This window comes from Pseudomonas sp. GW821-FHT09D08 (genome assembly GCF_059416305.1).
Window position 1 is genome coordinate 59412 of record NZ_JBWKOX010000010.1, and the last position, 26104, is coordinate 85515.

19 protein-coding genes and 1 pseudogene are annotated in these 26104 nt (G+C 61.1%); 15 read left to right on the forward strand and 5 right to left on the reverse strand.

Annotated features, from left to right (window positions below; translation table 11 throughout):
- The first annotated feature begins 87 nt into the window (after positions 1-87).
- Together AC07OP_RS18375 and AC07OP_RS18380 are read left to right on the forward strand one after the other, a co-directional pair.
- Positions 88-1590 (forward strand): ATPase domain-containing protein, encoded by a 1503-nt coding sequence (locus AC07OP_RS18375; protein ID WP_115487309.1) that lies wholly within the window; start codon positions 88-90, stop codon positions 1588-1590.
- Complete coding sequence (locus AC07OP_RS18380; protein ID WP_495102081.1) at positions 1587-3257, forward strand: response regulator; 1671 nt, start codon at positions 1587-1589, stop codon at positions 3255-3257. Before AC07OP_RS18375 ends, AC07OP_RS18380 begins: the two co-directional genes overlap by 4 nt.
- Positions 3258-3319: 62 nt before the next feature.
- Here AC07OP_RS18380 and AC07OP_RS18385 read toward each other — a convergent pair whose 3' ends face one another.
- The 5 genes from AC07OP_RS18385 to AC07OP_RS18405 form a co-directional block, all read right to left on the reverse strand.
- Positions 3320-3697, reverse strand: coding sequence for a response regulator (locus AC07OP_RS18385; protein ID WP_027605876.1), 378 nt, complete (start codon positions 3695-3697; stop codon positions 3320-3322).
- Positions 3698-3775: 78 nt separating this feature from the next.
- The gene (locus AC07OP_RS18390) at positions 3776-4969 is read right to left on the reverse strand and encodes a hybrid sensor histidine kinase/response regulator (protein WP_027605877.1); all 1194 of its coding nucleotides are present in this window, start codon (positions 4967-4969) and stop codon (positions 3776-3778) included.
- Entirely contained in the window at positions 4963-5562 is a 600-nt protein-coding gene (locus AC07OP_RS18395) for a chemotaxis protein CheB (protein ID WP_495102082.1), read from the reverse strand. Before AC07OP_RS18395 ends, AC07OP_RS18390 begins: the two co-directional genes overlap by 7 nt.
- Complete coding sequence (locus AC07OP_RS18400) at positions 5559-6389, reverse strand: CheR family methyltransferase (RefSeq protein WP_193603564.1); 831 nt, start codon at positions 6387-6389, stop codon at positions 5559-5561. The genes AC07OP_RS18395 and AC07OP_RS18400 overlap by 4 nt, the downstream gene beginning before the upstream one ends.
- On the reverse strand, positions 6390-9887 hold the full coding sequence (locus tag AC07OP_RS18405) for a response regulator (protein WP_495102083.1): 3498 nt from the start codon (positions 9885-9887) through the stop codon (positions 6390-6392).
- 371 nt (positions 9888-10258) lie between these two features.
- Here AC07OP_RS18405 and AC07OP_RS18410 point away from each other — a divergent pair, with 371 nt between their 5' ends.
- The 13 genes and pseudogenes from AC07OP_RS18410 to AC07OP_RS18470 all read left to right on the forward strand — a co-directional run bounded on the left by AC07OP_RS18410 (position 10259) and on the right by AC07OP_RS18470 (position 26034).
- On the forward strand, positions 10259-13675 hold the full coding sequence (locus tag AC07OP_RS18410) for an Mcf1 protease effector domain-containing protein (RefSeq protein ID WP_495102084.1): 3417 nt from the start codon (positions 10259-10261) through the stop codon (positions 13673-13675).
- Between the two features lie 264 nt (positions 13676-13939).
- Complete coding sequence (locus AC07OP_RS18415; RefSeq protein ID WP_495102085.1) at positions 13940-14299, forward strand: response regulator; 360 nt, start codon at positions 13940-13942, stop codon at positions 14297-14299.
- Positions 14300-14524: 225 nt separating this feature from the next.
- A complete protein-coding gene (locus tag AC07OP_RS18420; RefSeq protein WP_495102086.1) occupies positions 14525-15316 on the forward strand; it encodes a hypothetical protein in 792 nt (263 codons plus the stop codon).
- Positions 15317-15325: 9 nt separating this feature from the next.
- Positions 15326-16782, forward strand: a pseudogene (locus AC07OP_RS18425) (DUF1254 domain-containing protein).
- A 13-nt stretch (positions 16783-16795) separates the two neighbouring features.
- The gene (locus AC07OP_RS18430; protein WP_495102087.1) at positions 16796-18196 is read left to right on the forward strand and encodes a DUF1254 domain-containing protein; all 1401 of its coding nucleotides are present in this window, start codon (positions 16796-16798) and stop codon (positions 18194-18196) included.
- A gap of 74 nt (positions 18197-18270) precedes the next feature.
- A complete protein-coding gene (locus AC07OP_RS18435; protein ID WP_495102088.1) occupies positions 18271-19176 on the forward strand; it encodes a transporter in 906 nt (301 codons plus the stop codon).
- A gap of 41 nt (positions 19177-19217) precedes the next feature.
- Complete coding sequence (locus AC07OP_RS18440) at positions 19218-20192, forward strand: AAA family ATPase (RefSeq protein ID WP_098479496.1); 975 nt, start codon at positions 19218-19220, stop codon at positions 20190-20192.
- Entirely contained in the window at positions 20189-21112 is a 924-nt protein-coding gene (locus tag AC07OP_RS18445; RefSeq protein ID WP_495102089.1) for a DUF58 domain-containing protein, read from the forward strand. Before AC07OP_RS18440 ends, AC07OP_RS18445 begins: the two co-directional genes overlap by 4 nt.
- Complete coding sequence (locus AC07OP_RS18450; protein WP_098479494.1) at positions 21109-21564, forward strand: DUF4381 domain-containing protein; 456 nt, start codon at positions 21109-21111, stop codon at positions 21562-21564. Before AC07OP_RS18445 ends, AC07OP_RS18450 begins: the two co-directional genes overlap by 4 nt.
- Positions 21551-22537 (forward strand): vWA domain-containing protein, encoded by a 987-nt coding sequence (locus tag AC07OP_RS18455; protein WP_495102090.1) that lies wholly within the window; start codon positions 21551-21553, stop codon positions 22535-22537. Before AC07OP_RS18450 ends, AC07OP_RS18455 begins: the two co-directional genes overlap by 14 nt.
- Positions 22524-23990, forward strand: coding sequence for a VWA domain-containing protein (locus AC07OP_RS18460; protein WP_495102091.1), 1467 nt, complete (start codon positions 22524-22526; stop codon positions 23988-23990). Before AC07OP_RS18455 ends, AC07OP_RS18460 begins: the two co-directional genes overlap by 14 nt.
- On the forward strand, positions 23987-25036 hold the full coding sequence (locus AC07OP_RS18465) for a hypothetical protein (RefSeq protein WP_495102092.1): 1050 nt from the start codon (positions 23987-23989) through the stop codon (positions 25034-25036). The genes AC07OP_RS18460 and AC07OP_RS18465 overlap by 4 nt, the downstream gene beginning before the upstream one ends.
- Positions 25033-26034 carry an HAD family hydrolase gene (locus tag AC07OP_RS18470; protein ID WP_495102093.1) on the forward strand — a complete coding sequence of 334 codons (1002 nt, stop codon included), beginning with the start codon at positions 25033-25035 and terminating at the stop codon, positions 26032-26034. The genes AC07OP_RS18465 and AC07OP_RS18470 overlap by 4 nt, the downstream gene beginning before the upstream one ends.
- Positions 26035-26104: the final 70 nt, after the last annotated feature.

Sequence of the window (26104 nt, forward strand, 5' to 3'; positions counted from 1 at the left end):
AACCGCCACAAAGCGCTACGGTCAAGAGAATATGGCGCGTCCACCTGGATGCGCATCCTCTACTCGTATGTGACCTGAGGGCACTTCTTGTCTACATCCAAAGCGTTGTTAACCGAAAAAGCAGCCATCGGCATCGAAGGTCTCGACGACATTCTTGCCGGAGGGCTATCGCGCAGCCACCTGTTCCTGCTGGAAGGTGAACCTGGCACCGGTAAAACCACGGTCGCCCTGCACTTCCTGCAGGCCGGGGCGAAAGCGGGTGAGCGAACGCTCTACATCACACTGTCCGAAACCGAGCGTGAGTTGCGTCAGGGCGCCGAGTCCCACGGTTGGGACCTGGACGACAATATTCATATCTTCGAGCTGACCCCGCCGGAGAGCCTGCTGGATGCCGAGCATCAGCAGAGCCTGCTGTACTCTTCGGACCTGGAGCTGGGCGAAGCAACCCGGCAGATATTCGAAGTGGTGGAGCGGGTCAAGCCGACCCGAGTGGTCATCGACAGCCTCTCGGAAATCCGCCTGCTCGCGCAAAGCTCGCTGCGCTATCGCCGCCAGATCCTGGCGATCAAGCATTACTTCGTGCGCTACGACGCCACCGTGCTGCTGCTCGACGACCTGACCACCGAATCCCTCGACAAAACCGTGCACAGCGTGGCCCACGGGGTGATTCGCCTGGAAGAACTGACCCCCAACTACGGTGCCGAACGCCGTCGCGTGCGGGTGGTGAAATATCGCGGGCAGAAATATCGGGGTGGGTTTCACGACTTCACCATCATGCACGATGGCATCCACGTCTTTCCGCGCCTGGTCGCGGCCGAGCATCGTGGCGGTTACCTACGCCAGACCTTGAGCAGTGGCATTCGCGAGCTGGATGCCTTGATGGGCGGCGGCGTCGAGACCGGCTCCAGCAGCCTGATTCTCGGCCCGGCCGGTACCGGCAAATCGCTGATCTCGATGATCTTCGCCGCAGCGGCGGTAGGCCGTGGCGAAAAGGCCGCGCTGTTTATCTTCGATGAAGAACTGGGCCTGCTGTTCGAGCGCATGAACAATATGGGCATCGACCTCGCCGCCCTGCAGGCCACCGGCAACCTGCTGATCGAACAGGTGGACGCAGCCGAGCTGTCCCCTGGCGAGTTTTCCCACCGCGTGCGTCGTTGCGTGGACGAGCGCGGGATCAAGACGGTGGTCATTGACAGTATCAACGGCTACCAGGCGGCGATGCCGGAAGAAAACGCGCTGATCCTGCATATGCATGAACTGCTGCTGTACCTCAACCGCCGTGGCGCGGCGACGTTCATGACTGTCGCGCAACATGGACTGGTGGGCGACATGCAGGCCCCTGTCGACATCACTTACCTGGCCGACACCGTGATTCTGCTGCGTTATTTCGAGGCGCTGGGCAAGGTGCGCCGCGCCATCTCGATTATCAAGAAACGCACCGGCGCCCACGAGTCGACTATCCGTGAATACCGTATCAGCAGCCGCGGCATGACCGTCGGGGAACCGCTGGACAATTTCCAAGGGGTTTTGCGCGGTATCCCGACCTACATGGGCGCCGGTTCGCCTTTGCTCAAGGATGAGGCCGTGTGACCAACCTTTCACCCGTATCCGAACGCGCAATCGTCCTGGCGCCCATGGGCCGTGATGGCTCTTTGGCGCTGATGATGCTCAAGGAAGCCGGCTACACCGGCGTGATTGCCAGCAGCCTGCCCGCATTGTGCGAGGCCGTGGAGCAAGGCGCCGGCATGCTCATCATCGCAGCCGAAGCCTTGCGCGGCGCGGACCTTGAACCCCTGCTCGAATACCTGCACCAGCAACCCGCCTGGTCCGACCTGCCCATCGTGCTGATGACCCATCACGGCGGCAGCGAGCAGAACGGTTCATCCCACCTCAGCGGCCTGCTGGGCAACGTGACGTTCCTGGAGCGCCCCTTCCACCCCGTAACCTTGATCAGCCTGGTGAGCGCCGCCCTGCGCGGACGGCGTCGGCAATATGAAGCACGGGACAGGTTGATCGATCTGAGCGAGAGCGAACTGCGTCTGCAGCGCACCCTTGAGACGCTGGAGCAGCAAGTCGAAGAACGCACGGCGCAGTTGCGCAGCAATGAAGAAGCCTTGCGCCAATCCCAGAAGATGGAAGCCGTCGGCCAATTGACCGGCGGTATCGCCCATGACTTCAACAACATGCTCACCGGCATTATCGGCAGCCTGGAGCTGCTGCGAAGGCGTGTGTCCCGCGGCAAGCTGGACGATCTGGACAGCCTGATCGATCTCGGCGTGACTTCCGCCAACCGCGCCGCCGGCCTCACCCACCGCCTGCTGGCGTTCTCGCGGCGCCAATCGCTGGATTCCAAGCCCGTACAGATCAACCAGCTGGTGACGTCCATGGGCGAGCTGCTGCAACGCAGCCTCAACGAAAGCATCGCCTTGGACATGCGCCTCGACACTCAGTTGTGGACCGCCGAGGCCGACCCCAATCAACTGGAAAGTGCCCTGCTCAACCTGGCGCTCAACGCCCGGGATGCCATGCCGAGCGGGGGCCGCCTGGTTGTCGAAACCTGCAACCGTCACCTCGACAGCGTCTTCACCGCCGCCTACGGCACGCTCAAGCCCGGCGACTACGTGGAACTGAGCGTCAGCGACACCGGCTGCGGCATTCCGGAAAGCCTGTTGGGCCGGGTATTCGACCCCTTCTTCACCACCAAGCCCATTGGCCAGGGCACCGGCCTGGGCTTGTCGATGATCTACGGTTTCGCGCGCCAGTCGCGCGGACATGTGACTCTCCATAGCGAGGTAGGCAAAGGCACCACGGTGAGCCTGTTCCTGCCGCGTTTCGTCGGCGAAATCACCCCCGATGTGACCGTGGACCCTGCCCTGCTGCCGATTGCCAACAGCGGGGAAACCGTGCTGATCGTCGAGGACGACCCGGCGGTGCGCGTGCTGGTCAGCCAGGTGTTGAGTGAGCTGGGCTACGCCTTTGTCGAAGCGGGCGATGCTGACAGCGCACTGCCGATTATCGAATCCAGCCAACGCATTGACCTGATGATCAGCGACGTCGGCTTGCCCGGCATGAATGGGCGCCAGCTGGCAGAGATCGGTAGGCAGATTCGACCGGACTTGAAGGTGCTGTTCATTACCGGGTATGCCGAGCATGCGGCGGTGCGTGGCGGGTTCCTGGATCCGGGAATGCAGTTGATCACCAAGCCGTTTACGTTTGATTTGTTGACGGCGAAGGTGCGGGAGATGATTCGGGCGTAAATGGCCATTAGCCAAGCAGTGTCATTCAGGCTCAGGAAGAGCCTGATGCACCACCTGGCCCTTCAGGCCAACAACCGCTGTATATGCTCCTGCAAGGTATCCAGGTCAAACGGCTTGGCCAGGATCGGTGCATTGCGCGTGATCGGGCTGTTGCAGTCGAGAATTTCCTGGGGGTAGCCGCTGATAAAGATCACCTTCAATTCCGGGCGCAACTTGATCGCCGGCTCGGCGATCTGCACGCCGGAAATCCCACCGGGCAAACGGTAGTCGGTGACCATCAGGTCCAGGTGCGGCTTGGTGGCGAGGATTTCAAAGGCCTGCTCCCCGTTGATCGCCTTCAACACCCGATACCCCAGGCCGGCCAGGTACTCACCCAGCACAAACATAATGGATTCGTCGTCCTCGACGATCAGTACGACATCTTGTGCATCTTCACTCATGGGAAGCCTTTGTCCGGTCAATTGCTGCAATTACGACCATGGGGTCACGTAGAGGTTGCGTCGGGATGACGATTGATTTCATGCCGACGGTTCAAGGGGCAGGCACACCCGGAACAAGGCGCCCTGGCCTATCTGGCTCTCGACCTCGATGGTGCCGCCATGGGCGGCTACGATCTGCTCGGAAATAAACAACCCAAGGCCCAGTCCCGCGGCAACCTGGCTGGCTGACACACGTTCGAACTGCTGGAAAATACGCTTCTGATTCTCTTCGCTGATGCCGATCCCGTGGTCACGCACTTCTACCCTGGCTTCGCCATGCTCGGTATACACGCGCACCTCCACCGGGCTCTTGGCCCCGTAGCGCAGGGCGTTGGTCAGCAGGTTGGTGACCACCTGCTCGATACGGAACTCATCCCAGTTGCCCACCACCGGCCCCTCGGCCGCGAGGTGCATCGACGATTCGGCGGCAGCCACCTGCGGTGCGAAATTCTCCACCAGGTTGCTCACCAATTGCGCCAGGTCGAAGCGCCCCGGGCGTATCGACAGTTTGCCGGTGCGGATACGCGAGACGTCGAGCATGTCTTCGATCAGACGGATCAGGCTCTGGATCTGGCGCTCATCGCGGTCGACCATGGCATGCATCTTGTCCAGGGTGAACGCAGCGGCGTTATCCCGGGCCAGGTGCATCTTGCGCAGCTGGGTTTCGAGGATCAGGCCGTTAAGGGGCGTACGCACCTCATGGGCGACGATCGACATGAAGTCGTCGCGCATGCGCACTGCCTGCTCCAGCTCGGCCTGGGTGGCCTGCAGGCGCGTCAGCAACAGCTCCTGCTCGCGGCGGCTGCGCTCCAGGGCTTCGACTTGCTGCTTCATCGCCTTGCTCTGGCGGTACAGGTCGACGAATACATTGACCTTGCTCTTGACCGCGTGAATGTCCAGCGGCTTGTGCAGGAAGTCCACGGCGCCACTTTCATAGCCCTTGAACGCATAGTTGAGTTCACGGCCGGCGGCGCTGACGAACACAATCGGAATGTTCTTGGTTTTCTCGGTGCCGCGCATCAGTTCGGCCAGCTCGAACCCGTTCATGCCGGGCATCTGCACATCGAGAATCGCCATGGCGAACTCGTGTTCCAGCAACAGGGACAAGGCTTCATCGGCGCTCAATGCCTTGAAGACCTGACGGTCCTCGCGCTTGATCAACGCTTCGAGGGCCAGCAGGTTTTCCGGCAGATCGTCGACGATCAGCAGTTTGGCCTGGACAGTACTTAACATGGGGAGGATTCCAGGGAAGCCAGCAATGCGGCAATGCGGCTCAGGGTCAGAATATGGTCAGGGGTGTGCAGGGCCAGGGCCGCCCGCGGCATCACGGCAATCCGTGCTTCGCTGGGGTCCTGGACCACCGTGGTGCCGCCCGAATGCTTGACATGGGCCAGCCCGTGGGCGCCGTCCTGGTTGGCCCCCGTCAACAAAATCGCCAGCAGGCCCTTGCCATAGGCATCGGCGGCGGAGGCGAACAGGTAGTCGATCGCCGGCCGTGAATGGTGTACCCGCTCTTCCTGGCTGAGGGACAGGCTGCGGTCCTGCTCGACCGAAAGGTGGTAACCGGGCCCGGCGAAATACAACGTGCCTGCCTGGATCGCTTCCTTATCCTGCCCTTCCCGTACCGGAATCGACAGGCGTCGCGCAAAGACTTCCGCCAGTTGGCTGCGGCGCTCATCCGGCAGGTGCAATACGGCAATGATCGGCAGGCCGAAGGTCTCGGGCAGTTCGCTGAAAATACTCAGCAACGCCTCGACGCCGCCGGCGGAGGCGCCGACGACGATGGCTTCAATCCCGCGAATCGGGCTGGCGGCAACGTCGTTCATGATTTGCGGTAGATCCGTTCCTGCTTGACCAAGGGCTCGAATTGCGTGCTGTACCCCGAAAACTCCAGGGTTTCCTTGCTGCCGAGCACCAGGAAGCCGCGATGGCACAGCGACTCGTGAAACAACCCAAACGCTCGATCCTGCAATTTTTTATTGAAGTAAATCAGTACGTTACGGCATGAAATTAATTGAGTTTCTGAGAATACACTATCGGTCGCCAGGCTGTGGTCGGCAAACGTCACATTCTCACGCAGCGATTTGTCGAAGATCGCGTAATCGTAAGCCGCCGTGTAGTAGTCGGCAAATGAACGCTGCCCCCCGGCCTGCTGATAATTGGCGGTGTAGGCCCGCACGTTCTCCAGGGAGAAGATGCCTTGCTTGGCTTTATCCAGGGACGCGGGGTTGATGTCGGTGGCATAGATGATCGTACGTTCCAGCAGACCTTCCTCACGCAACAGGATGGCCATGGAGTACACCTCCTCCCCCGTGCTGCAGCCGGCAATCCAGATCTTGATCGACGGGTAGGTCTTGAGCAGCGGCACCACTTCCTGGCGAATGGCCAGGAAGTGCGACGGGTCGCGAAACATCTCGCTCACCGGGATCGTCAGGAACTGCAGCAACTGCATGAACGCTGCCGGGTCATGCAACACCCGCTCCTGCAGCGCAGAAATGGTCGCGCAGTCAAACTGGCGCAAGGCATGGGCCACGCGACGTTTGACCGACGCGCCGGAGTAGTCGCGAAAGTCGTAGCTGTACTTGAGGTAAATCGCCTCGATCAACAGGCGCAGCTCAATATCGCTGCTCTTCTCCAAAAAACGTTGCTCCACTTAAATGCGTTCCATCTTCGGTAGCCACACGCGAATCAGCGAGAACAGGCGATCCAGGTCGATCGGCTTGGCCAGGTAGTCGTTGGAACCCGCCGCGAGGCAGCGCTCCTGGTCGTCTTTCATGGCCTTGGCCGTCACCGCGATGATCGGCAGTTTCTTCCAGCGCGGGTCCTGGCGGATCAAGGCGGTGGCCTCGTAGCCGTCCATCTCCGGCATCATCACGTCCATCAGCACCAAGTCGATATCGTCGACTTCATTGAGTCTCTCGATGGCTTCGCGGCCGTTACGCCCGATCACCACCACGGCACCTTTATGCTCCAGGGCGCTGGTCAGGGCGAAGATGTTACGCACATCGTCGTCCACCAACAGAATCTTGCGCCCCTCGAAGACCTTGTCGCGACTGCGGGCGGTCTTGAGCATCTTCTGGCGGTCATGGGACAGCTGGGATTCGACTTTGTGCAGAAAGAGTGTGACTTCGTCGAGCAGGCGCTCTGGCGAACGGGCGCCCTTGATGATGATCGAGCGCGAATACTTGCGCAGTTCGGCCTCTTCATCGCGGGTCAGGTTGCGCCCGGTGTAGACGATCACCGGCGGGAACGAGCAGATATCTTCGGTGGCCATGCGCTTGAGCAACTCGTTGCCCAGCATGTCCGGCAGCTTGAGGTCGATGATCATGCAGTCATAGACGTTGGTGCGCAGCAGCTCCAGGGCGGCCTGGGCGTAGCCGACATCGGTGATCTCGATGTCATCGTCGCCGATCAGGCGGGCAATGCTGTCGCGCTGCAGGTCATCGTCCTCCACCAGCAGCACGCGTTTGACCTTCTGGGTCAGCTTGGCCTCAAGGCGCGCAAACACGTCCTTGAGCTCTTCGCGCGTCGTCGGTTTTACCGCGTAGCCGATGGCGCCCATGTGCATGGCGGCTTCGACGCGGTCTTCCACGGAAATCACGTGCACCGGGATATGGCGCGTGTTGGCGTGCTCCTTGAGGCGTTGCAGCACGGTCAGCCCGGAATGGTCCGGCAGGCGCATGTCCAGCAGGATTGCATCGGGAATGTACTCCTCGGCCAGGCTGTAGCCCTCGTCCGCGCCGTGGGCCACCAGGCACTGGTAACCCAACTCATGGGCCAGGTCGAACAGGATGCGGGCGAAGTTCGGTTCGTCCTCCACCACCAGGATGCAGCGGGTGGTGAACGGCGCCTTGTCGCGGTCATCGGCAAAGCGCGGGATCTGCTTGGCGTCGGCCACCGGCAGCGGCGAAATTGCGATGGGCGTGGGTGCGGGCGCTGTCACCACTTGGCGCGGTTGTTCGATCGGCGCGGCATCTTCCTCGCGTTCGACATACTGCTCCGGCAGCACCAAGGTGAAGGTACTGCCTTTGCCAGGCTCACTGGTCACGCTGATATAGCCGCCCAGCAACGCGGCCAGGTCACGGGAAATCGACAGGCCCAGGCCCGTGCCGCCGTAACGGCGGTTGGTGGTGCCATCGGCCTGGCGGAACGCCTCGAAGATGCTTTCCTGCTGGTCCGGGGCAATCCCGATGCCCGAATCGCGCACGGTAAAGGCGATGCCTTCCCCCGGCGCGCGGGACACCGACAGGCTGACCTCGCCTTGCTCGGTGAACTTGATCGCGTTGGAGAGCAGGTTCTTGAGGATCTGCTCCAGGCGCTGGCGGTCAGTGAACAGCATGATCGGTGCATCGGCCTGCACCTGTACCTGGAACCCCAGCTTACGGTCGGCGGCCAACGGTTCGAACATCCCGCGCAGGCCATCGACCAGGCGTGTGACGCTTGAGTTTTCCGGGCGCACTTCCAACTTGCCGGCTTCCACCTTGGAAATATCCAGGATGTCGTTGATCAGGTTGAGCAGGTCATTGCCCGCCGAATAGATCGACTCGGCAAACTTGACCTGTTCGGCGCTGAGGTTTTCCTGGGGGTTTTCCGCCAGCAACTTGGCCAGGATCAACGAACTGTTCAGCGGCGTGCGCAGTTCGTGGGACATATTGGCGAGGAACTCGGACTTGTACTTGCTGGAGCGCTGCAATTCATCGGCGCGATCTTCCAGCTCCAGCTGGGCCTGGTTGAGCTCGACGTTCTTGCGGTCCATGGCGTCGCGCTGTTCGGCCAGGGTCTGGGTCTGTTCGGCCAGTTGCTCGTTGGTCTGCTCCAGCTCGGCCTGCTGGGTTTCCAGGTGAGCCTGGGACTCCTTGAGGATGCGCGACTGTTCTTCGAGTTCTTCGTTGGCGGTCTTGAGTTCTTCCTGCTGGACCTGCAGTTCTTCGTTGAGCTGCTGGGTTTCGGCCAGCACTTCCTGCAGGCGTTGGCGATAACGGGCGGCCTCGATGGAGGTGCCGATATTGCCGGCGATCAGCTCCAGCAGTTCGACGTCGCGCTCCTCCAGCGGGCGCAAAAAGCCCAGTTCGATCACACCGTTGACGCGGTCGTCATCGCTGGTCGGAACCACCAGCACGCTGCGGGTCGAGCCTTCGCCCAGGCCGGAGCTGACCTTGAAGTAGTCCACCGGCACGTCGTCCAGGCGAATCAGGCGATCGAGCTGGGCGGCCTGCCCGACGATGCCCTCATCGCTGTAGATCGACTGCTCCAGCTGTTCCTGCTCGCGGGAGAAGCCATAGGTGGCCACACGCTTGAGGCCGCCGTGCTCTTCGCGTACATACAGCGCCGCCACCGCCGAGCCCATGTATTGGGCAAAGAACTGCAGGATATTGCGCCCGAGCATGTTCAAGGTGAGTTGGCCGAGCACCTGTTCGGCCAGTTCGGTCTGGCCGTTACGCAGCCACGCCTGCCGCTCCAGGCGTTGTGCGATCTTCTGTTGTGACGCGAGGTTTGCGCTATAACTGTCTGACAGGGCAAGTAAATTTTTTCTACCTATATAGGCCAGGATCCCACTCAGGCCGAGAACGAACAACAGGTAGAGGGTGACGCTGATCACCGTGGTGCGCGTGACTTGTTCGTTGCGAGTGATCCGGAACTGTTGCTCCATCGCCACCGCGTCTTCGTATTCCTTGCGAATTTCGTCGGTCAGGCGCTTGCCGCGGCCGGACTTGACGGCATTGCGGTAGTCACCGCTTTCGCGTTGCAGGTCGATCATCGACTGGGCGTATTTGTTCCATTCGGCTTGCAGGGCTTCCAGGCGTTTCAGACGGTCCACCTGTTGCGGGTTGTCCGCCACCAGTTCCTGCAGGTTACGCAGGTCGGCAATGATGCGCGGCTTGGCCACTTCGTACGGGTCAAGGAAGTGCTCGTCCCCGGTGATCAGGAAACCACGCATGCCGGTTTCAAGATCGACGGTCAGCTTGGACGACTCGTTGAGGTTGTTGATGACCCGGTCAGTGTGTTCCACCCACTGAATCACCGAGAGCAAATAGGTGATCAGACAGACGAAAAACACCGCGCTGAGCACGCCCACACCCAGGGGCAATGCCACGTTTCGGCTGAGCAGTGTACGAAAGCTCTTTTCATCGACGGACGACGCGGGAGTCATGGGCATGCCTTGGCCAAATAGGGAAAAACCGGGAGTTTGCCCCAAAGTGTCGGTAGAGGGCTACGTTTCTGACGCGGATTAAGGTTTAAACCCATGAACACCCCCAACTTGCCACCGCCGACGCCCGACATTTATGGAACCAATGCCGGAGGAACACCTTGGTGCGCTCCCGACACTCAATGCAGGTCTGAAGCAGGTCCAGGGAGGACCAACAACCAAAGGTAATGAAGATGGCATCCTCATTGAGCCTCCAGCCACGGCCCCAGGTTATAGATCACTCCATCGCATCGACGCCTGCTCAGTCGCAGGCCACCCCTGGTAACACCCTGTCCACACACAGCGACCCAACTTCCACACCTGCACGACGCTCCGTGGATGAATCGCAGCCTCTTTCACCACAAGCACGCGCGCAGGCAAACGCACAGAACTGGAAAAACCTCGCGCACCAGCTCACCGAGGCGACGAAGAGCCTGGGAGAGGACGCGACTCCAGCAGCCGTGTTGTCACATTTGAAAACCACTCAAACAGTCATTGATCCACACTCGGCCTTTCACGCGTCCGGCGCTCCGGGCAGCGACTCCAGTGTCAACCTGGAAAGCTTTATCAAGCACCATGATTTACCTATCCCTGAAACCCGAGCCGACCTGGTTCACTTGGCTGATGCCGCGAACGCCCGCGCCCTGGAACCGCCGCTGGGTGATCTCGGCGGGGGCTTATCCTGGCCCCTTCCCCTGACCCAGGAACAACGCCGCAAGATACGGGTCATCGTCGAGTCCAGCATCCTGCGCCGTAATACCCAGGCAGAGCCCTCCTTAGCCCGGGCAGAGCTGGCCAAAGGCGCGCTGGGTGCGCTTATCAAGGCCAGCGCGCTTTCGGATGTCGAACTGCAAGACCCCGCGAGGGCGCTGGACACCCTGCTCAAGTCCCCCATGGCCCAGACCATAGGGCAAACGATCCAGGACGGGCTGAATGGTATCGCCACGCCCACCAGCATCAGCGATTACGTGTTGGCCGCCCTTCACATCGGTCTCGATCGTGAGTCCGTCGTGTTGCCTGTGAGAAATTCAATCGCCGGCTTTGACTTGGGCCATCAAGACTATTGGGGCCTGCCACCGTCAGCCATCGTCAAGGGGCTCGGTGATCACCTGGTCGCTAAAGGCCGGGCTACGCCAGCCACAGCCAAGCTGGCCACTCACCTGGTGCTGTCACGTACAGCGCCCCAGTTCCTGGTCAAGGATATTCCCGACTCGCTGGTCAACGGCAGCCAGGCCTGGGTGAGTTTCTGCCTGGCGGTGGCCAAGGTCGAGGCGAGTGCCCCAGGGACTGCATCCCGGATGAGCTACGGCCAGGTCATGAGTGCCGCACAAGCCCTGAATGATCCGGCGGAGCACATCATCACCCCCTTGTTGCTGGATTGGGGCGTGTCCAACGGACTGGTCGCAAAGAAGGACGATGCCTCCTACACCCCTCAGGAAGTGGACAGCATCCGGACCGCGTTCAATGAGCAGTTAAGCGCCAGAGTCAAGGCCTCCCAATCATTGACGGCCGAGATTCCAAGCAGAAAAGCCATCGCCCTGGAAAAGCTCAAGGAGCACTTTGGCGAGGGCATCGACTTTGAGTCAAAAAGTCTCTCAACCGTTTCCGATGACGAGGCCAGGCAACTGCCTGGCAAGCACTCGATGCTGGACATGGCCATGATGGGCATTAACGTCAACTGGAGAACCGACGACCCCGGCCTGCCGATCAATGCGATCAATAGGCAGCCCAGGCTCAACGTCAATGGGATATTTCTAGGACAATACGAATCGGCGATCGAATCACTCAAAGAAGGCGTTCAGACCCAGGTAAAACACATGATTTCCGAGCTCCCACTGGAAGATCGGAAAAACCTGGAGTTCGGTAAAATCGATTTATTTCAATACAACCAATACAAGATTGGCAGGGGTTTCATAAATCCGCCCACCTTCCAATCCAAGCTCAATGAATTGCTGGTAAGAACCGAAAGGCAGGTTGACGGAAAAACCGAGGTCAGTGTTTATGAGATCGATGTCCGGAACAAACGCATCGTCAAGCGACAGAGTGAGGCAGCCATTACGCGGGGTGAATGGCGCGACGCGAATATATTGACCAAAGTCGAAAAGTTCACCCCTGGGCACCAGGACCGGCTCGGGCAAGAACAGCCGCCAGAGGCCCCTTCTCGTCCCCCATCGAGTTTCACCTCTGCCCGAACACACGACCTGGCAGGCGCTTTTTTTGAGCACCTTGATATCGGAAGCCAATGGCAGCAAGCCAATGGAAGCACCACACTCGATCAGCAGAAAGAAAATGATGAGCGACTGAGGCAGTTTTTTCTCAACTTGATTCCCTTGAGATCGGCCATTGTCAACTTTCGTGACGGTGACTATGAAGCCGGGCTTATGGACCTTGGCCTCGATGCGCTGGGGCTGCTGACAGCGGGTTACGGTGCAGTCGCAAAGGTCGCCAAGGTGGCTTCAACCTCGGCGTCCGCTGCCGTAAAGGCATTGCAGGCGGGGCGCGTCATCGGCAGTAGCCTTATCAGCTCGCTCAACCCGCTGAGCGGAGTGAGGAGCGCGGCGACGGGAGCCGCCGAGCTGGCCACGCGCGGCGCAAGATTTCTCGGCGATTCCGGGCAGGTACTGATCAACAAGGTGCGTGGCGCATCCGGAAGCTATGACCTGTTGAAGGCGGCAAACAAGGAATACGGCACCGCAACCATCGGATCGTTCAAGGCTGCCGAGGGTAATATCGACGGGATCGCCGTACACCGGGACGGGAACTGGTATGCCTACGACGCGGTCAAGCAGCAACCCTTTGGCGCCCCCTTGCAAGACTTCACCCCCATTAATGGCAGGGTGACAACTATCAACGATGCTACCCCTCTGAACGGGTCTCATCATGAGGGGTTCAAGCAAAACCTGGAACGGGCGCAACAGCCGCAGAATCGTTCCGACTTTAATCGCGGCTACGACCATGGGGAAGTGACAAAACTTCGTAATTACCATTCCAATATTAGCGGCAGGGGTCTCATCGAGCTGATTTCCGACCCAAGCCTGACAGCGGAGGAGATTGGCATACTCGCTAAGCAAATAAAATTAAAGGCAATTGAGGAAGCCAAGTACGCCTCTCAACTGCTTAATGCCGACATCAAGGCTCCGGGTGTGCAGTTGACTCCTGCCTCACAGCATCACTACCTCGCCCATGTCGACCCAGCGTCACGCGGCGAATGCGCCGCAATGGCAAATACGATGGCCATGGCTATCGAGCAAGGAAAGGAGGATCTATTCCTGACGAATCTTTACCGCGCAGCGGCCTCTCCGCTCACGCAGCAATCGCAAAAATTCATCAAGACGCTGAGGTCTTTCCAGGACGTCGCCGGTCATAAGAGAAGTTATCACTTGGATCAACCCTTCAAGAAATTGAATGTCGCGCAGATCATTGAGGATCTCACCAACTCCCCTACATCGAAGACACTCAGAATCGGTGAAAAAGACCATGGATTAATTGCCGGCATCAGGGTCAAGGATGGAACTACGGATTGGTTTTTCTACGACCCAAACGCGGGATTGGTAAAGTTTCAAACATTGCAATCCATGCAAGAGGGATTGGATAAAGTGTTAAGTAGCGGATTGAGTGCCCCAACACGAAATCCCTATGGCACAAAACGCGGGACGATCGAGTACAACGTCAGTGAGTTCCATTCTCGCGACGTGGTTTACGACAAGGTTGACGACTTGGCCGTGGCGCATCTGGTCTTTACGCCGCTATGAAGTATTGTTTCGTGCATTGAGTCCGCTGAGCCTCCTCGCCTCGCTTGAAGGAGTGAGGCGTAGGTGCACGGCGAACATTGAGGGGGCCCATGCTCAGTCAGTCAAAAAATGCCCCTGCTTCTCTTTCCCAAACGGGACATTCTGGCCCGTTGCCGTCACAATACTCGCCTGCTGTGGGAACTTGCCGAGATTGACGCGACTCATTAGAGAATGGTCTTTCAACCGCTAAAGACCTGCACCTCCATTTTTTCGGGAACCCTCATTATGTCTTCAGCCCCCTCCACCCTCCTTGTCGTCGAAGACGATGCCATCGTGCGCATGTTGATCGTTGATGTGCTCGAAGAGTTGGAGTTCCTGGTGCTTGAAGCTGCAGACGCTGAAGAAGCCTTGAAGATTGTCGAAAATGCCGCGCAGCACCTAGACCTGATGATGACCGACGTCGGCCTGCCGGATATGGACGGTAAGCAATTGGCAGCCAAGGTGCGTGAAGTGCGGCCCACCCTGCCGATCCTGTTTGCCAGCGGCTATGCCGACAACATCGATGTACCTGCCGGCATGCAGGTGATCGCCAAGCCGTTCTCCATCGATCAATTGCGCGACAAAGTCAAATCGATGCTTGCCTGAGTCCGGCATCCTTGCTGCCGCCCTCTCGGGCGGCACCTCCCTCGCTTGCCTTTATCGCCAACCGCGATGAATGACTGCCCGGCCCACAACTGATTCATTCGGATCGCTAGCGCATCTGAGTTTCCCTGCTAACTTCAATCGACATGTCCTACAGCCTTTGTCAGTCAGGACAGCTCGAGCGCAAAGACGTTTTCGGGTAAGTCGCCATGGAATTGGGGAGTCGTCATGCTCAGGTCACCGCTTGCTCCGGCATCGATGCTGGCTGTTTTCGTATTGCCGGCGTTTTCTGCACTCGCGGACAACGCCGATACCGCAAACAAAAGCAACAACCCGTTGAACCTGGCGCCAGGCGCTAACCTGCAGGACTACTACACCCCAAAGCTGTACGACAGCAACGTGCATACCAACGACCTGCTGTTGCGTGGCACCTTACCCATCGCCCCTTCGGACTTTATCGGTGTACCGCAATTGCTGCGCGCCACCTTGCCCCTCAGCACCCGGCCCGATCCCCACCATGGCTACAGCACCGGTATCGGCGACCTGAACCTGTTCGATATCTTCCTGCTCAAGACCGATGGCGTGCAGTTGGGCATCGGCCCACAGATCACCGCTCCCACCGCCGAGCAGGATGAATTGGGCACCGGCAAATGGCAGGCCGGGTTGGCGGCCATCGCCATTGATTCCTCGCCCCGGGGCCTGCTGGGTGCGCTGGTGCAGTACCAGAGCTCATTCGCCGGTGACCACGACCGCGCCCATGTGGAAAGCGCCACCTTCCAGCCCTTCATCATCCACAACCTGCCCAAGGGCTGGTACCTGCGTTCCACCGGCACCTGGACCTTCGACCTGAAAAACGATACCCACTACATCCCCATCGGATTGGGGGCCGGCAAGGCCTGGAAAACCGGCAGCAACATCTTCAATGCCTTCGTCGAACCGCAGTGGACAGTGGCCCGCAAGGGCGATGGCCTGCCGCAGTTCACCGTATTTGCCGGGATCAACGTCGCGTTCGGAAAATAAGGAAATTACATGAACGCTTTGTTTCGTAATGCCGGTTTCAGCCTCCTGGCCCTGTCGGCGGGCTGCGCTGCGGGCGTGCAGGCACAGGCCCTGGAGACCCGCATCGGGGCGATCACCATGGAAGGTGAGCTACCGGCGCGCAGTGAAATAGCCAAGTTGTATGGCGAGTTGGACTTTCAACAGGCAACCCAGAGTTATCTGTGGGCGTTGCCATTGGTGTCCTACGCTCAGTGGCAGGAAGAGTTCAGCCATAAACTGGGTGCCCGAAGTGGCGACCTGATGGTGCTCAATAGCTACGAAGACAAGCTCGGTGTGATCACCGCCAACGCGACCACGCCTTATATCCTCGGCTTTGTCGACCTGAATGAGACCGGCCCGCTGGTGATTGAGCTACCGCCAGGGCCCACCGCTGGTGGCATTGGCGATTTCTGGCAACGCGCAATTATCGACATGGGCGAGACCGGCCCGGATCAAGGCAAGGGCGGCAGATACCTGGTGATACCTCCAGGCCAACAGCCACCTGCCGATGCAGACACGTATTACGTGGCCAAATCAGAAACCATGAACATACTGGTCGGGTTTCGCGTGCTGGACCCCGACCCGGCCAAGGGCAAGGCACTGGTTGAGCGGTTCAAGATGTACCCCTACGCCCAGCGCGCCAAACCCGGGTCGACCCGTTTGTTGTCCCCGGGTGGAAAAACCTGGTCCGGCACCCAGCCACGGGGCATGGCCTATTGGCAGCGCCTGCACGGGATCATCCAAAAAGAACCGGTCAACGAACGTGACCGGTTCTACATGGCCATGCTCGCCAGCCTGGGTATTGAAAAAGGCCGCCCGTTCAACCCCAACGACCACCAGCGCGAGGCCCTGGAGCAAGGTGCGCAGATGGGCGAGCTGATCGCCAAGGCCAATGCGTTCGCCAAGCGTTTCCCCCAGGCCCAATACTGGAAGGACCGGCAATGGGACACCGTACTCAATATCGCCGAGCCCTCCCAGCGCCTGGGCTATTACGACCAGCTTTGGGACGCAGCGCCTGGTTCTATGAGGCCGTCACCAATACCAAGGGCATGGTCTCGAAAACACCGGGCCTCGGCCAGACCTACCTGGGTGCCTACACCGATAAAAACGGCCAATGGCTCGACGGCAGCAAGCACTATAAATTGCACGTGGGCGCCAACCCACCGGCCAGGCAATTCTGGTCGATGACGGTCTACGACATCGACAGCCGCTGCCTGATCGACAACCCGCAACGCAAGGCCGACCTGTCTTCACGCCAGGATTTGCAGAAAAACCCCGATGGATCCATCGATCTTTACTTCGGACCGCACGCGCCAAAAGACTTCGAGCGCAACTGGGTGCAAACTCTGCCCGGCAAACATTGGTTCAGCTATTTCCGACTGTATGCGCCGACCGAGGCCTACTTCGATAAAAGCTGGAAACTCGACGACATCACCCCAGTTCCCTAAGAGACGCAACAACATGATCAGAAAACCGACGCGCCTGCTGTTGGCGAGCCTCTCGATACTCATGAGTACCGGCGTCTGGGCCGATTTCACCGCAACCCCCAGCGAAGCCCGGGCCATTGCCAAGGAAGCCTACCTGTATGGCTACCCGGTGGTGGAAATGTACAAGACGCTCTACACCCAAGCCGTCGACAAGGGCGGTGCCAACTTCAAGGCACCGTTCAACCACATCGGCAACACCGCCCAGGTCTTCACGCCCAAGGACACCGCTTTCGTCACCCCGAACTCGGACACGCCCTACTCGTTCGTCTGGCTGGACCTGCGCAGCGAGCCCCAGGTCCTGACCCTGCCCAAGATCGAAGACAACCGTTACTACTCAGTGCAGTTGATCGACCTCTATACGCAGAACATTGCCTACCTGGGCACCCGCAGCACCGGCAACAATGGCGGCCACTACATGATCGCCGGCCCTGACTGGAAAGGTCAGCAACCGGTCAACGTGGATCGGGTGGTGTACAGCGAAAGCAACATCGCCTATGCCCTCTACCGTACGCAGTTGTTCGACGAAAAGGACCTGAACAGGGTCAAGCAGATCCAGAACGGCTACAAAGTGCAGCCCCTGAGCAGCTACGTGAAGCAAGCCGCGCCGGCCAAGGCGGCGAAAGTGGCATGGCCCAAGCCCATGGCGACCATGACCGAAGGCCCGCAGCTGTTTCGCTACCTGAACTTCATGCTGGCCTTCGCGGCGCCCCAGGACAGTGAAAAAGACCTGCTCGCGCGCTTTGCCAGGATCGGCATCGCGCCAGGCGCGCCCTTCAAGGTCAACCAGCTGACCGCCGAACAGCGCAAGGCTCTGGAAGACGGGATCTCCGATGCCCGCGCCGAGTTCGCCGCGTTCAAAAAGGACAAGGTCGACACCCATCAGGTTTCCAGTGGCGATTTGTTCGGCAGTCGCGAGCACTTGAACAATAACTACCTGTACCGCTATGCCGGTGCCGACATGGGGATTTTCGGCAACTCCAGCGATGAAGCCGCCTACCTGAGCTACTTCGTCGACAGCGAGGGCAAGCCCGCCAATGGGGCACGCCATAGCTACACCGTGCACTTCGCCAAGGACCAACTGCCACCGGCCGATGCGTTCTGGTCGCTGACCATGTACGACGCCAAGACCAAGCTGCTGGTGCCAAACCACAAGAAACGCTACCTGATCAACTCGCACATGTTGCCCGGCCTCAAGCGCGACGCCGACGGCGGGCTGACCCTGGCGTTGCAGCACCACGAGCCACCGAAAGCCGAGCAGAGCAACTGGCTGCCCGCGCCACCCGGCCCGTTTTACGCGGTACTGCGGATTTACCTGCCCAAGCCTGAGGTGGGTAATGGTCAATGGAAACTGCCGCCCTTGACCCCGTTGAAGTAGCACTGCCTGCCCGGTCGCAACAGGGGTAGACCGGGCATGTAGCCCCAGATATCAGGCCGACAAGGAGTAGCGCCATGATTTCACGTGCCCGACTGAGTGCGGTTTGTGCTTCGACACTGGCCCTGGTGCCAGGCTTGGGATTTGCCGATAACGCCAGGGATTGGCAAAACACCCCGACCGACTTGAACATGGTGTTCGGCTACTACAATCGGGTCGACACCAATACCCCCATCGACACCACGCTGCCGATCACGGGTCTGTCGTTGAATGCCGACCTCTATCTGTTTCGCTACGCCCGCTCGTTTGGCATTGATGGGCGCAACAGCGCCATCCAGTTCATCCAGCCGTATGCCGATGTCTCGGCCTCTTTCGACAATGCGCGCTTCTTCGACGGCACCAAGCACAACGGCGGCATGGGCGATGCCCAGGTCGTCTTCGCGCATAACATCTTTGGCGGCCCGGCATTGACCGCCGAGGAGTTCGCCAGCTGGAAACCCGAGACCTTCCTCACCGGAGCGCTGTGGATCACCGCGCCCACCGGCGACTACGACAAGGACCGCGTCATCAACATCGGTTCCAACCGTTGGGTAGTCAAGCCCGAGCTGGGCTTCGGCACTCCGATCGGTCCGACCTGGCTGGAGATCAACACCTGGGTCTCGTTGTTCGGCGACAACAAGGACTACCACGGCGACAGCAAGCTTGAGCAAAAGCCGCTGTACGCCATCGAAGGCCACTACAGCTACACCCTCAACCGCGCACTATGGGCATCCCTGGACGCGACCTATAGCCGTGGCGGCGAAAGCCGCATAGACGGCGACTGGCAGGACAACAAACAGGAAAATGGCCTGCTCGGTGCCAGCCTGGGCTTTATGTTGTCACCGCAGTTCGGCGGATTGCTCGCCTACTCCGACACGGTCTCCGAGCGCCGCGGCTCGCCGGATGTGAACACCTGGACCTTGCGCCTGCAGTACGTATGGTGACAACGACCGCTGCGCCATGAAACGCCTCAAGGATGATTGCCATGACCGCGCTCAACGATTTGACAGCCCTGCAGGCCAGCATCGCCGAGAGTGTCCTCGGCCAGGAACACGTGATCCGCCAGATCCTGATCGGCCTGCTCGCCAATGGGCACCTGTTGCTCGAAAGCCTGCCGGGGCTGGCCAAGACCCGCACGGTCAAGGCGCTGGCCCGGCACCTGGACGCAAAAATGAGCCGTATCCAGTTCACCCCTGACCTGCTGCCCTCGGACATCACCGGTGCCGAAGTGCTGCACCAGGTCGACGGCCAGAACCAGATCCGCTTCCAGCCTGGCCCCCTGTTCGGCAACCTGATCCTTGCCGACGAGATCAACCGGGCCCCTGCCAAGGTCCAGGCGGCGTTGCTGGAGGCCATGGAAGAACGGCAAATCACCGTGGCCGGCGCCAGTCACGCGTTGCCGGAACTGTTTATCGTGGTCGCCACGCAAAACCCCATCGAACAGGAAGGCACTTACCCGCTGCCGGAGGCGCAGATGGACCGCTTCGTGATGAAGGTGCTGTTGGACTACCCCAGTGCCGAGCATGAAAGCCAGGTGCTGCGCCTTCTGCGCAGAGAAGAGCAAGCCGCTTCAGCCCTGGCCGTCGTGGGTTTTACCCTGGCACAGGAGGTGATATTTACGGCCCGCCGAGAGGTCGGCGCCATTCAAGTGTCGCCCGCCATCGACCGTTACCTGGTCGACCTGATCAACGCCACTCGCCACCCCGCCGACTACGATGCCGACCTGGCGCGCTGGATCAGCCTCGGCGCCAGCCCCCGGGGTGGCATCGGCCTGGACCGCTGCGCGCGGGCCGACGCCTGGTTGCAGGGCCAGGCCTTTGTCACCCCGGCGAATGTGCAGGCGGTGGCGCACCCGGTGCTGCGTCATCGCTTGCAACTGAGCTACGACGCCGTGGCCGATGGTGTCAGCGCCGATCAGGTACTCGACCGCCTGCTGAGCAAAGTGGCGATCCCCGCATGAACGCCGATGGCTTCGTCTACGTCAGCCTGGCGCAACTGATGGCCTTGCAATGCCAGGTGCGGAACCTGAGTTTTGTCGCGCGCCAGCCCCAGGGCAGTATCCTGGCCGGCAACCATGCCTCACGCCTGCGCGGGCGCGGCTTGAATTTCGACGAGCTGCGCCGTTACCAGGCGGGGGACGACCTGCGCCATCTGGACTGGCGCGCGTCCCTGCGCACCGGCAAACCGGTGGTGCGCACCTTTACCGAAGAGCGTGACCGCCCGGCGCTGATTGTGGTGGACCAGCGCATGTCGATGTTTTTCGGCTCGGCGCGCAGCTTCAAGTCGGCGGTCGCCGCCGAACTGGGAGCGCTGGCAGCGTGGATGGTGTTTGGCGCCGGGGATCGGGTCGGCGGCCTGGTGTTCAATGACGTACGCATCGACAGTGTCGCGCCGTTGCGCAGCCGCAAGCGTGTGGAGGCGCTGTGCAGCCGTATCGCCGAACAGAATGGCGCGTTAGCGGCGGGCAATGCCGACGTCGACGGCGACAACCAGTTGGACAAGGTCTTGCAACAGTGCCTGGCGCTGGCGGGCCACGATCACTTGATCTGCCTGGTCAGTGACTTCGCCGGAGCCGGGCCGCGGACGGCGCAGTTGCTGCAGCAGTTGTCTGCCCACAACGATGTGGTGGCGCTGCAGGTGTACGACCCGCTGGCGCTCAACGTGCCCAGTCGCGGGCAATTGTTCGTGACCCAGGGCCAGTTGCAGGTTGCGCTGCAGGTGAGCCGGCGCCAGGTGCGCCAACCCCTGGGCGATTTTCTCGGCGGGCGTTTGCAAGCGGTTGCGAGCCTGTTGCGCCGCAGTCGGGTGCCCCTGCTGGCGATCAGCACCGCCCTGCCCGCCGCCGATCAATTGCGCAGCGCGCTGGGGAAACGCCGGTGACCACGCCGGTGCCGAGTATCGAGCAGCTCCAGGAGTTGGACTTGCCTGCGCCGGTCAGTTATTGGCCGCAGACCTGGGGCTGGGGCGTGCTGCTGGGCGCGCTCGTGCTGGGTGTGCTGATACTGGCCGGCCGCAGGTGGCTGCGTTGGCGACGGGATGCGTATCGGCGCGAAGCCCTGGCGCGCTTGAACGTCCTGCAGGATATGCGCGAGCTGCCCGAATTGCTCAAGCGCGTCGCACTGTCGATGCCGCTGGGCGCAGAGGAACGCCAGCGCGTGCCGACCTTGAGTGGCGTCGAATGGCAAGCCTTCCTGCAACGCCATGCCGGTGTACCCGTGGCCGATGACCTCAGCCAGCGCCTGGCTGAACTGGCCTACGGCACCGCGCCGGCGGACGAACACTTGCTGGCCCAGTGCAAAGCCTGGGTGGAGCATCACCATGTGGCAGCTTGATTACCCCTGGCTGCTGTTATTGATGCCATTGCCATGGCTGGCTTACCGCTATCTGCCGCACTACCGTGAGGCGCGCAGCGCCGTGCGTGTGCCGTTTTTCAGGGGTATGACCCAGGCCGTCGGCGCTGTACCGTCCAACGGCGGCGCGCAGCACAATCGCGCCCAACTGCTGCTGAACCTGCTGGTCTGGGCCTTTCTGGTGGCGGCCATCGCCCGCCCGGTGTGGGTCGAAAAGCCCATCGAACGTCAGCAACCGGTGCGCGACCTGATGCTCGCCATCGATATTTCCCAATCCATGGAAACCCAGGACTTCAACGACGCCAACGGGCACAGGATCGATCGCCTGGCCGCCGTCAAGCAGGTTGTGCATGGCTTTATCCAGCAACGCAAGGATGACCGCATCGGCCTGATCCTGTTCGGCAGCGGCGCCTATCCCCAGGCGCCGCTGACTCTGGACCACACCAGCCTGGCGCGGCTGCTGGACGACAGCGGCATCGGCATGGCCGGACCGAATACCGCCATCGGCGATGCCATCGGCCTGGGCCTCAAGCTGCTGGACCAGGCCCATGAGTTGCAGAAAGTGCTGATCCTGCTCACCGACGGCAACGATACCAGCAGCGCAATTCCGCCCGACCACGCCGCCGACATGGCCGCCGCCAAGGGCGTGATCATCCACACCATCGCGATTGGCGACCCGCAGGCCAGCGGCGAAGCCAAGGTCGACCTGAGCGCGCTGCAAGCCATTGCCTCGGCCACCGGCGGCCGTTATTTCCTCGCGGAGGACCGTGACAGCCTGGCCCAGGTGTACGCCACCCTGGATAAAATCACCCCGCATCAGGTCAAGACCCTGAGCCATCAGCCCAAGCGCGATCTGTTCTGGTGGCCGTTGTCAGCGGCGCTGGCCTTGTTGGCGCTGTATCACCTGGTGGCCGCCGGCTGGTCGCATCGGAGGACCGCTGATGAATCTCAGTGACGTCCACTTCCTGCGCCCGCCCTGGCTGCTGCTGGCGCTTGTCGGCTTACTGCTGCCGTGGATCTGGCGGCGCAGCCGCGACCTGCAACGGCGCCTGCGGGACCACATCGCACCGCACCTGTTGGTGCATCTGCTGCTGACACCCAGCGATCCCCATCGCCTGCGCCCGGTGCACCTGCTCAGCGCGTTGCTGGTGATCGGCGCCGTGGCCACTGCCGGACCGACCTGGGAACAGGACCGCCCGGACTTCCTGGAAAACCGCGCCACGCTGATCATCGCCGTGGACCTGTCGCCGTCCATGGACACCGCCGACGTACCGCCCACGCGTCTGACTGCCGCCCAACACAAGCTGCGTGACCTGATCCAGCGGCGAAAAGGAGCACGCACCGCACTGCTGGTGTACGCCGGCAGTGCTCATCTGGTATTGCCCGCCACCGACGATCCCGCACTGCTGGAGACCTTTATCCAGGCGCTGGGCACCGACCTGATCGACAAACCCGGCAAAGATGCAGCCGGGGTAATCGACCAGGCAAAGCGCCTGCTGGGCCACTCACCCGGCACCCTGTTACTGGTCACCGATGGCGCCGACACCACGCAACTTGCGCACCTTAAACAGCATTTGGCCGACAGTTCCCTGCAAGTCCTGGTGCTGGCCCTGGGCAGCAGCCCCACGCTCAAACAATTGGCTGCAGCCACCGACGCGGACTTGGGCAGCCTGACGCTGAATGACGATGACCTGGACTGGATCGAACTCCACGCCCAAGCGCACTTCCAGGACGCCGACGAGCAGCAGCGCCTGTTGCAGTGGAAAGACGCCGGTTACTGGTTGTGCTGGCCGTTGTTGCTGTTGGCGTTGTTCAGCGTACGGCGCGGCTGGAGCCTGAACTGGGCGGCGGTGCTGCTGCTGGGTGTGTTCTGGCAGCCCACCCAGGCCGACGCCCATCCGTTTCTAACGCCCGACCAGCAAGGCCGCTGGGCGTTCGAGCACCACCATTACCCCGAGGCCGCGGCGCTGTTTGTCGATCCCTACTGGAAAGGCATCGCCGCCTACAACGCCGCCGACTACGACCTGGCCCACGCCACCTTCGCCGCGCTCGAGACCGCCCAGGGCGCGTTCTATCTGGGCAACATCCACGTGCGTCGCTTCAAGTTCGATGAAGCCATCGCGGCCTATCAACAGGCACTGCTACGCCAGCCGGTGTTCCCCCAGGCCAGTGCCAACCTCGCCCTGGCCATCGCCCTGAAGCAAGACACCCAGAACGCTGCGGACAACCCGCCCGAGGTCAAGCCGGATGACATCAAGTTCGACAAGGCCCCCGGCAAGGGCCACAGCCAGGTGATCAAGACCGAGCAGGCCAACAGCGATGCGCTGTGGCTGCAGAACCTGACCACCTCGCCCGCGACGTTCCTGCGCCGCAAATTCAGCCTGCAGGACCAGGCGGTACAGCCATGAGGCGCTACTGCGGCGTGCTGCTGATCCTCGCCGGGTCGTTGTCGGCGGCCGAACCGCAGCTCAAGGTGCACGTGCAACTGCTGCCAGGGGCTTCGGTGGTGGTGGGCGAGCAACTGCACGTGCAGGTGGAGGTACTCACCGACACCTGGTTCACCGCTGCCGCGACCCTGCCGGTGCTCAAGCTCAATGGCGCGAGGGTGCAGCAGCCGGGGGGCGAGGCCGAGCATACGACCCAGGTGATCGATGGGCGGACGTTCTACGGCATGCGCTACGCCTACGGTATTACCCCGAGCGTAGCGCAACGCTTCACGCTGCCCGCGCTGACCGTCAGTGCCCAGCCAGGGCAAGCCGTCACGCCCCTGAGTGCGCAGAGCGAAGCGCTGTCCTTCGAGGCCCACCAGCCAGCAGGTTTTGCTCCGGGCGAGCCGGTGCTGGTCGCCAGCGGACTACGCTTGAGTCAGAGCCTCGCAGCCAGTGACCTCAACGTCGGCGACAGCCTCACTCGCACCCTGCGCCTGCAGGCCGACGATACACCGGGGCTGTCGCTGCCCCCACCGGCCGCTGCCGAGATCGAAGGACTGCGCCTGTATCTGCAAGCCCCCGACATCAGCAATCTCGATGACGGGCGTGGCCACATCACGGGCGGCCAGCGCATCGATCGCCTGGTGTACCGCGTGACGCAGGGCGGGCACTACACCCTGCCGGCCATCAGCGTGAAGTGGTGGGACAGCCGCAACCATCGCCTGCAAGTCACGCAGGTTCCAGCGCTGAGCATCGAGGCCCGTGCCACCAGCGCCTACATTCCGGCCTTCTCCATCGCCGACGATCTCGAGGCCCTCGGGCAACACACGCGCTGGCAGTTGTCGCGGCATGTGGTGACCTGGGTTGCCGGCGGGCTGATGCTGGTGCTGGGCGGCTATTGGCTGCACGCACTATGGCCGCGCCTGCTGCCGCGCTGGAGAAACCTGTGCGCGACGTTGCGCCGGGTGGGTCGTCAACTACGCTTGCTTGCACTGAACCCTCGTCACGAAAAGGACTTCCCATGACGTCGCTGCGTTCTGCCCTGCCCCTGCTGCTTCTGTTGAATCTGCCCGTCCTCGCGGCCGACCCGCTGCCCTCATGGAACGAAGGCCCGAGCAAAAAACAGATCATCGAGTTCGTCCAGGCCGTGACGGTCGAAGGCTCCAAGGACTATGTAAACCCCGCCGAACGCATCGCCGTGTTCGACAACGACGGCACCCTGTGGACCGAACAGCCGGCGTACTTCGAAGTGCTGTTTGCCTTCGATGAAGTCAAGCGCCTGGCGCCGCAGCATCCGGATTGGAAAACCACCCAGCCGTTCAAGGCTGTGCTTGAGAACGATCACCAGGCCCTCGCCCAGAGCGGCATGGACGGCCTGCTGAAAATCATCGGTGCCACCCACACCGGGGTCAGCACCGAGGCCTTTATCGACAATGCCCGGAATTGGTTGAAGCAGGCCCGTCATCCCAAGACCGGCAAGCCGTTCGAGCAGATGATCTACCAGCCGATGCTGGAAATGCTCGACTACCTGCGCAGCCAGCAGTTCAAGACCTACATCGTCTCCGGCGGTGACACCGCGTTCATGCGCGCCTTTGCCGAAGAGGTGTATGGCGTGCCGCCGGAACAGGTGATCGGCTCGAATTTTGTCACCCAGTTCCAGCTCAAGGACGGCCATCCACAGGTCTTGCGTACGGCCAAGCTGGCGCATAACGACGACGGCCCAGGCAAGCCGGAAAGCATCGACTCGATCATCGGCCGCCGGCCGATCCTGGCCTTCGGCAACTCCGACGGCGACCTGCAAATGCTGCAGTGGACCGCCGCAGGTTCGGGCAAGCGGTTTATGGGCCTGGTCCACCACACCGACGCCAAGCGCGAGTGGGCCTATGACCGCAACTCTCAGGTGGGGCGCCTGGACAAGGCCCTGGACCTGGCCAAGACACAGAACTGGACGGTGGTGGACATGGCGAGCGAATGGCGCCGTATCTACCCCTTCGAGCCGGCTGTGCAACCGCAGGTGCAATAAGAAAAGACGTCGCGATGGACTGTAATACACGTTGGTCGCAGGCAATGCGACTCAAGCCCTATAAGGAGCA

What these genes read in the sequence shown, in the direction of transcription:
- AC07OP_RS18385 (WP_027605876.1), bottom strand. Translation starts at nt 3,697, where the DNA reads ATGAGTGAAGATGCACAAGATGTCGTACTGATCGTCGAGGACGACGAA.
- AC07OP_RS18390 (WP_027605877.1), bottom strand. Translation starts at nt 4,969, where the DNA reads ATGTTAAGTACTGTCCAGGCCAAACTGCTGATCGTCGACGATCTGCCG.
- AC07OP_RS18395 (WP_495102082.1), bottom strand. Translation starts at nt 5,562, where the DNA reads ATGAACGACGTTGCCGCCAGCCCGATTCGCGGGATTGAAGCCATCGTC.
- AC07OP_RS18405 (WP_495102083.1), bottom strand. Translation starts at nt 9,887, where the DNA reads ATGACTCCCGCGTCGTCCGTCGATGAAAAGAGCTTTCGTACACTGCTC.
- AC07OP_RS18415 (WP_495102085.1), top strand. Translation starts at nt 13,940, where the DNA reads ATGTCTTCAGCCCCCTCCACCCTCCTTGTCGTCGAAGACGATGCCATC.
- AC07OP_RS18420 (WP_495102086.1), top strand. Translation starts at nt 14,525, where the DNA reads ATGCTCAGGTCACCGCTTGCTCCGGCATCGATGCTGGCTGTTTTCGTA.
- AC07OP_RS18430 (WP_495102087.1), top strand. Translation starts at nt 16,796, where the DNA reads ATGATCAGAAAACCGACGCGCCTGCTGTTGGCGAGCCTCTCGATACTC.
- AC07OP_RS18435 (WP_495102088.1), top strand. Translation starts at nt 18,271, where the DNA reads ATGATTTCACGTGCCCGACTGAGTGCGGTTTGTGCTTCGACACTGGCC.
- AC07OP_RS18440 (WP_098479496.1), top strand. Translation starts at nt 19,218, where the DNA reads ATGACCGCGCTCAACGATTTGACAGCCCTGCAGGCCAGCATCGCCGAG.
- AC07OP_RS18445 (WP_495102089.1), top strand. Translation starts at nt 20,189, where the DNA reads ATGAACGCCGATGGCTTCGTCTACGTCAGCCTGGCGCAACTGATGGCC.
- AC07OP_RS18455 (WP_495102090.1), top strand. Translation starts at nt 21,551, where the DNA reads ATGTGGCAGCTTGATTACCCCTGGCTGCTGTTATTGATGCCATTGCCA.
- AC07OP_RS18460 (WP_495102091.1), top strand. Translation starts at nt 22,524, where the DNA reads ATGAATCTCAGTGACGTCCACTTCCTGCGCCCGCCCTGGCTGCTGCTG.
- AC07OP_RS18465 (WP_495102092.1), top strand. Translation starts at nt 23,987, where the DNA reads ATGAGGCGCTACTGCGGCGTGCTGCTGATCCTCGCCGGGTCGTTGTCG.
- AC07OP_RS18470 (WP_495102093.1), top strand. Translation starts at nt 25,033, where the DNA reads ATGACGTCGCTGCGTTCTGCCCTGCCCCTGCTGCTTCTGTTGAATCTG.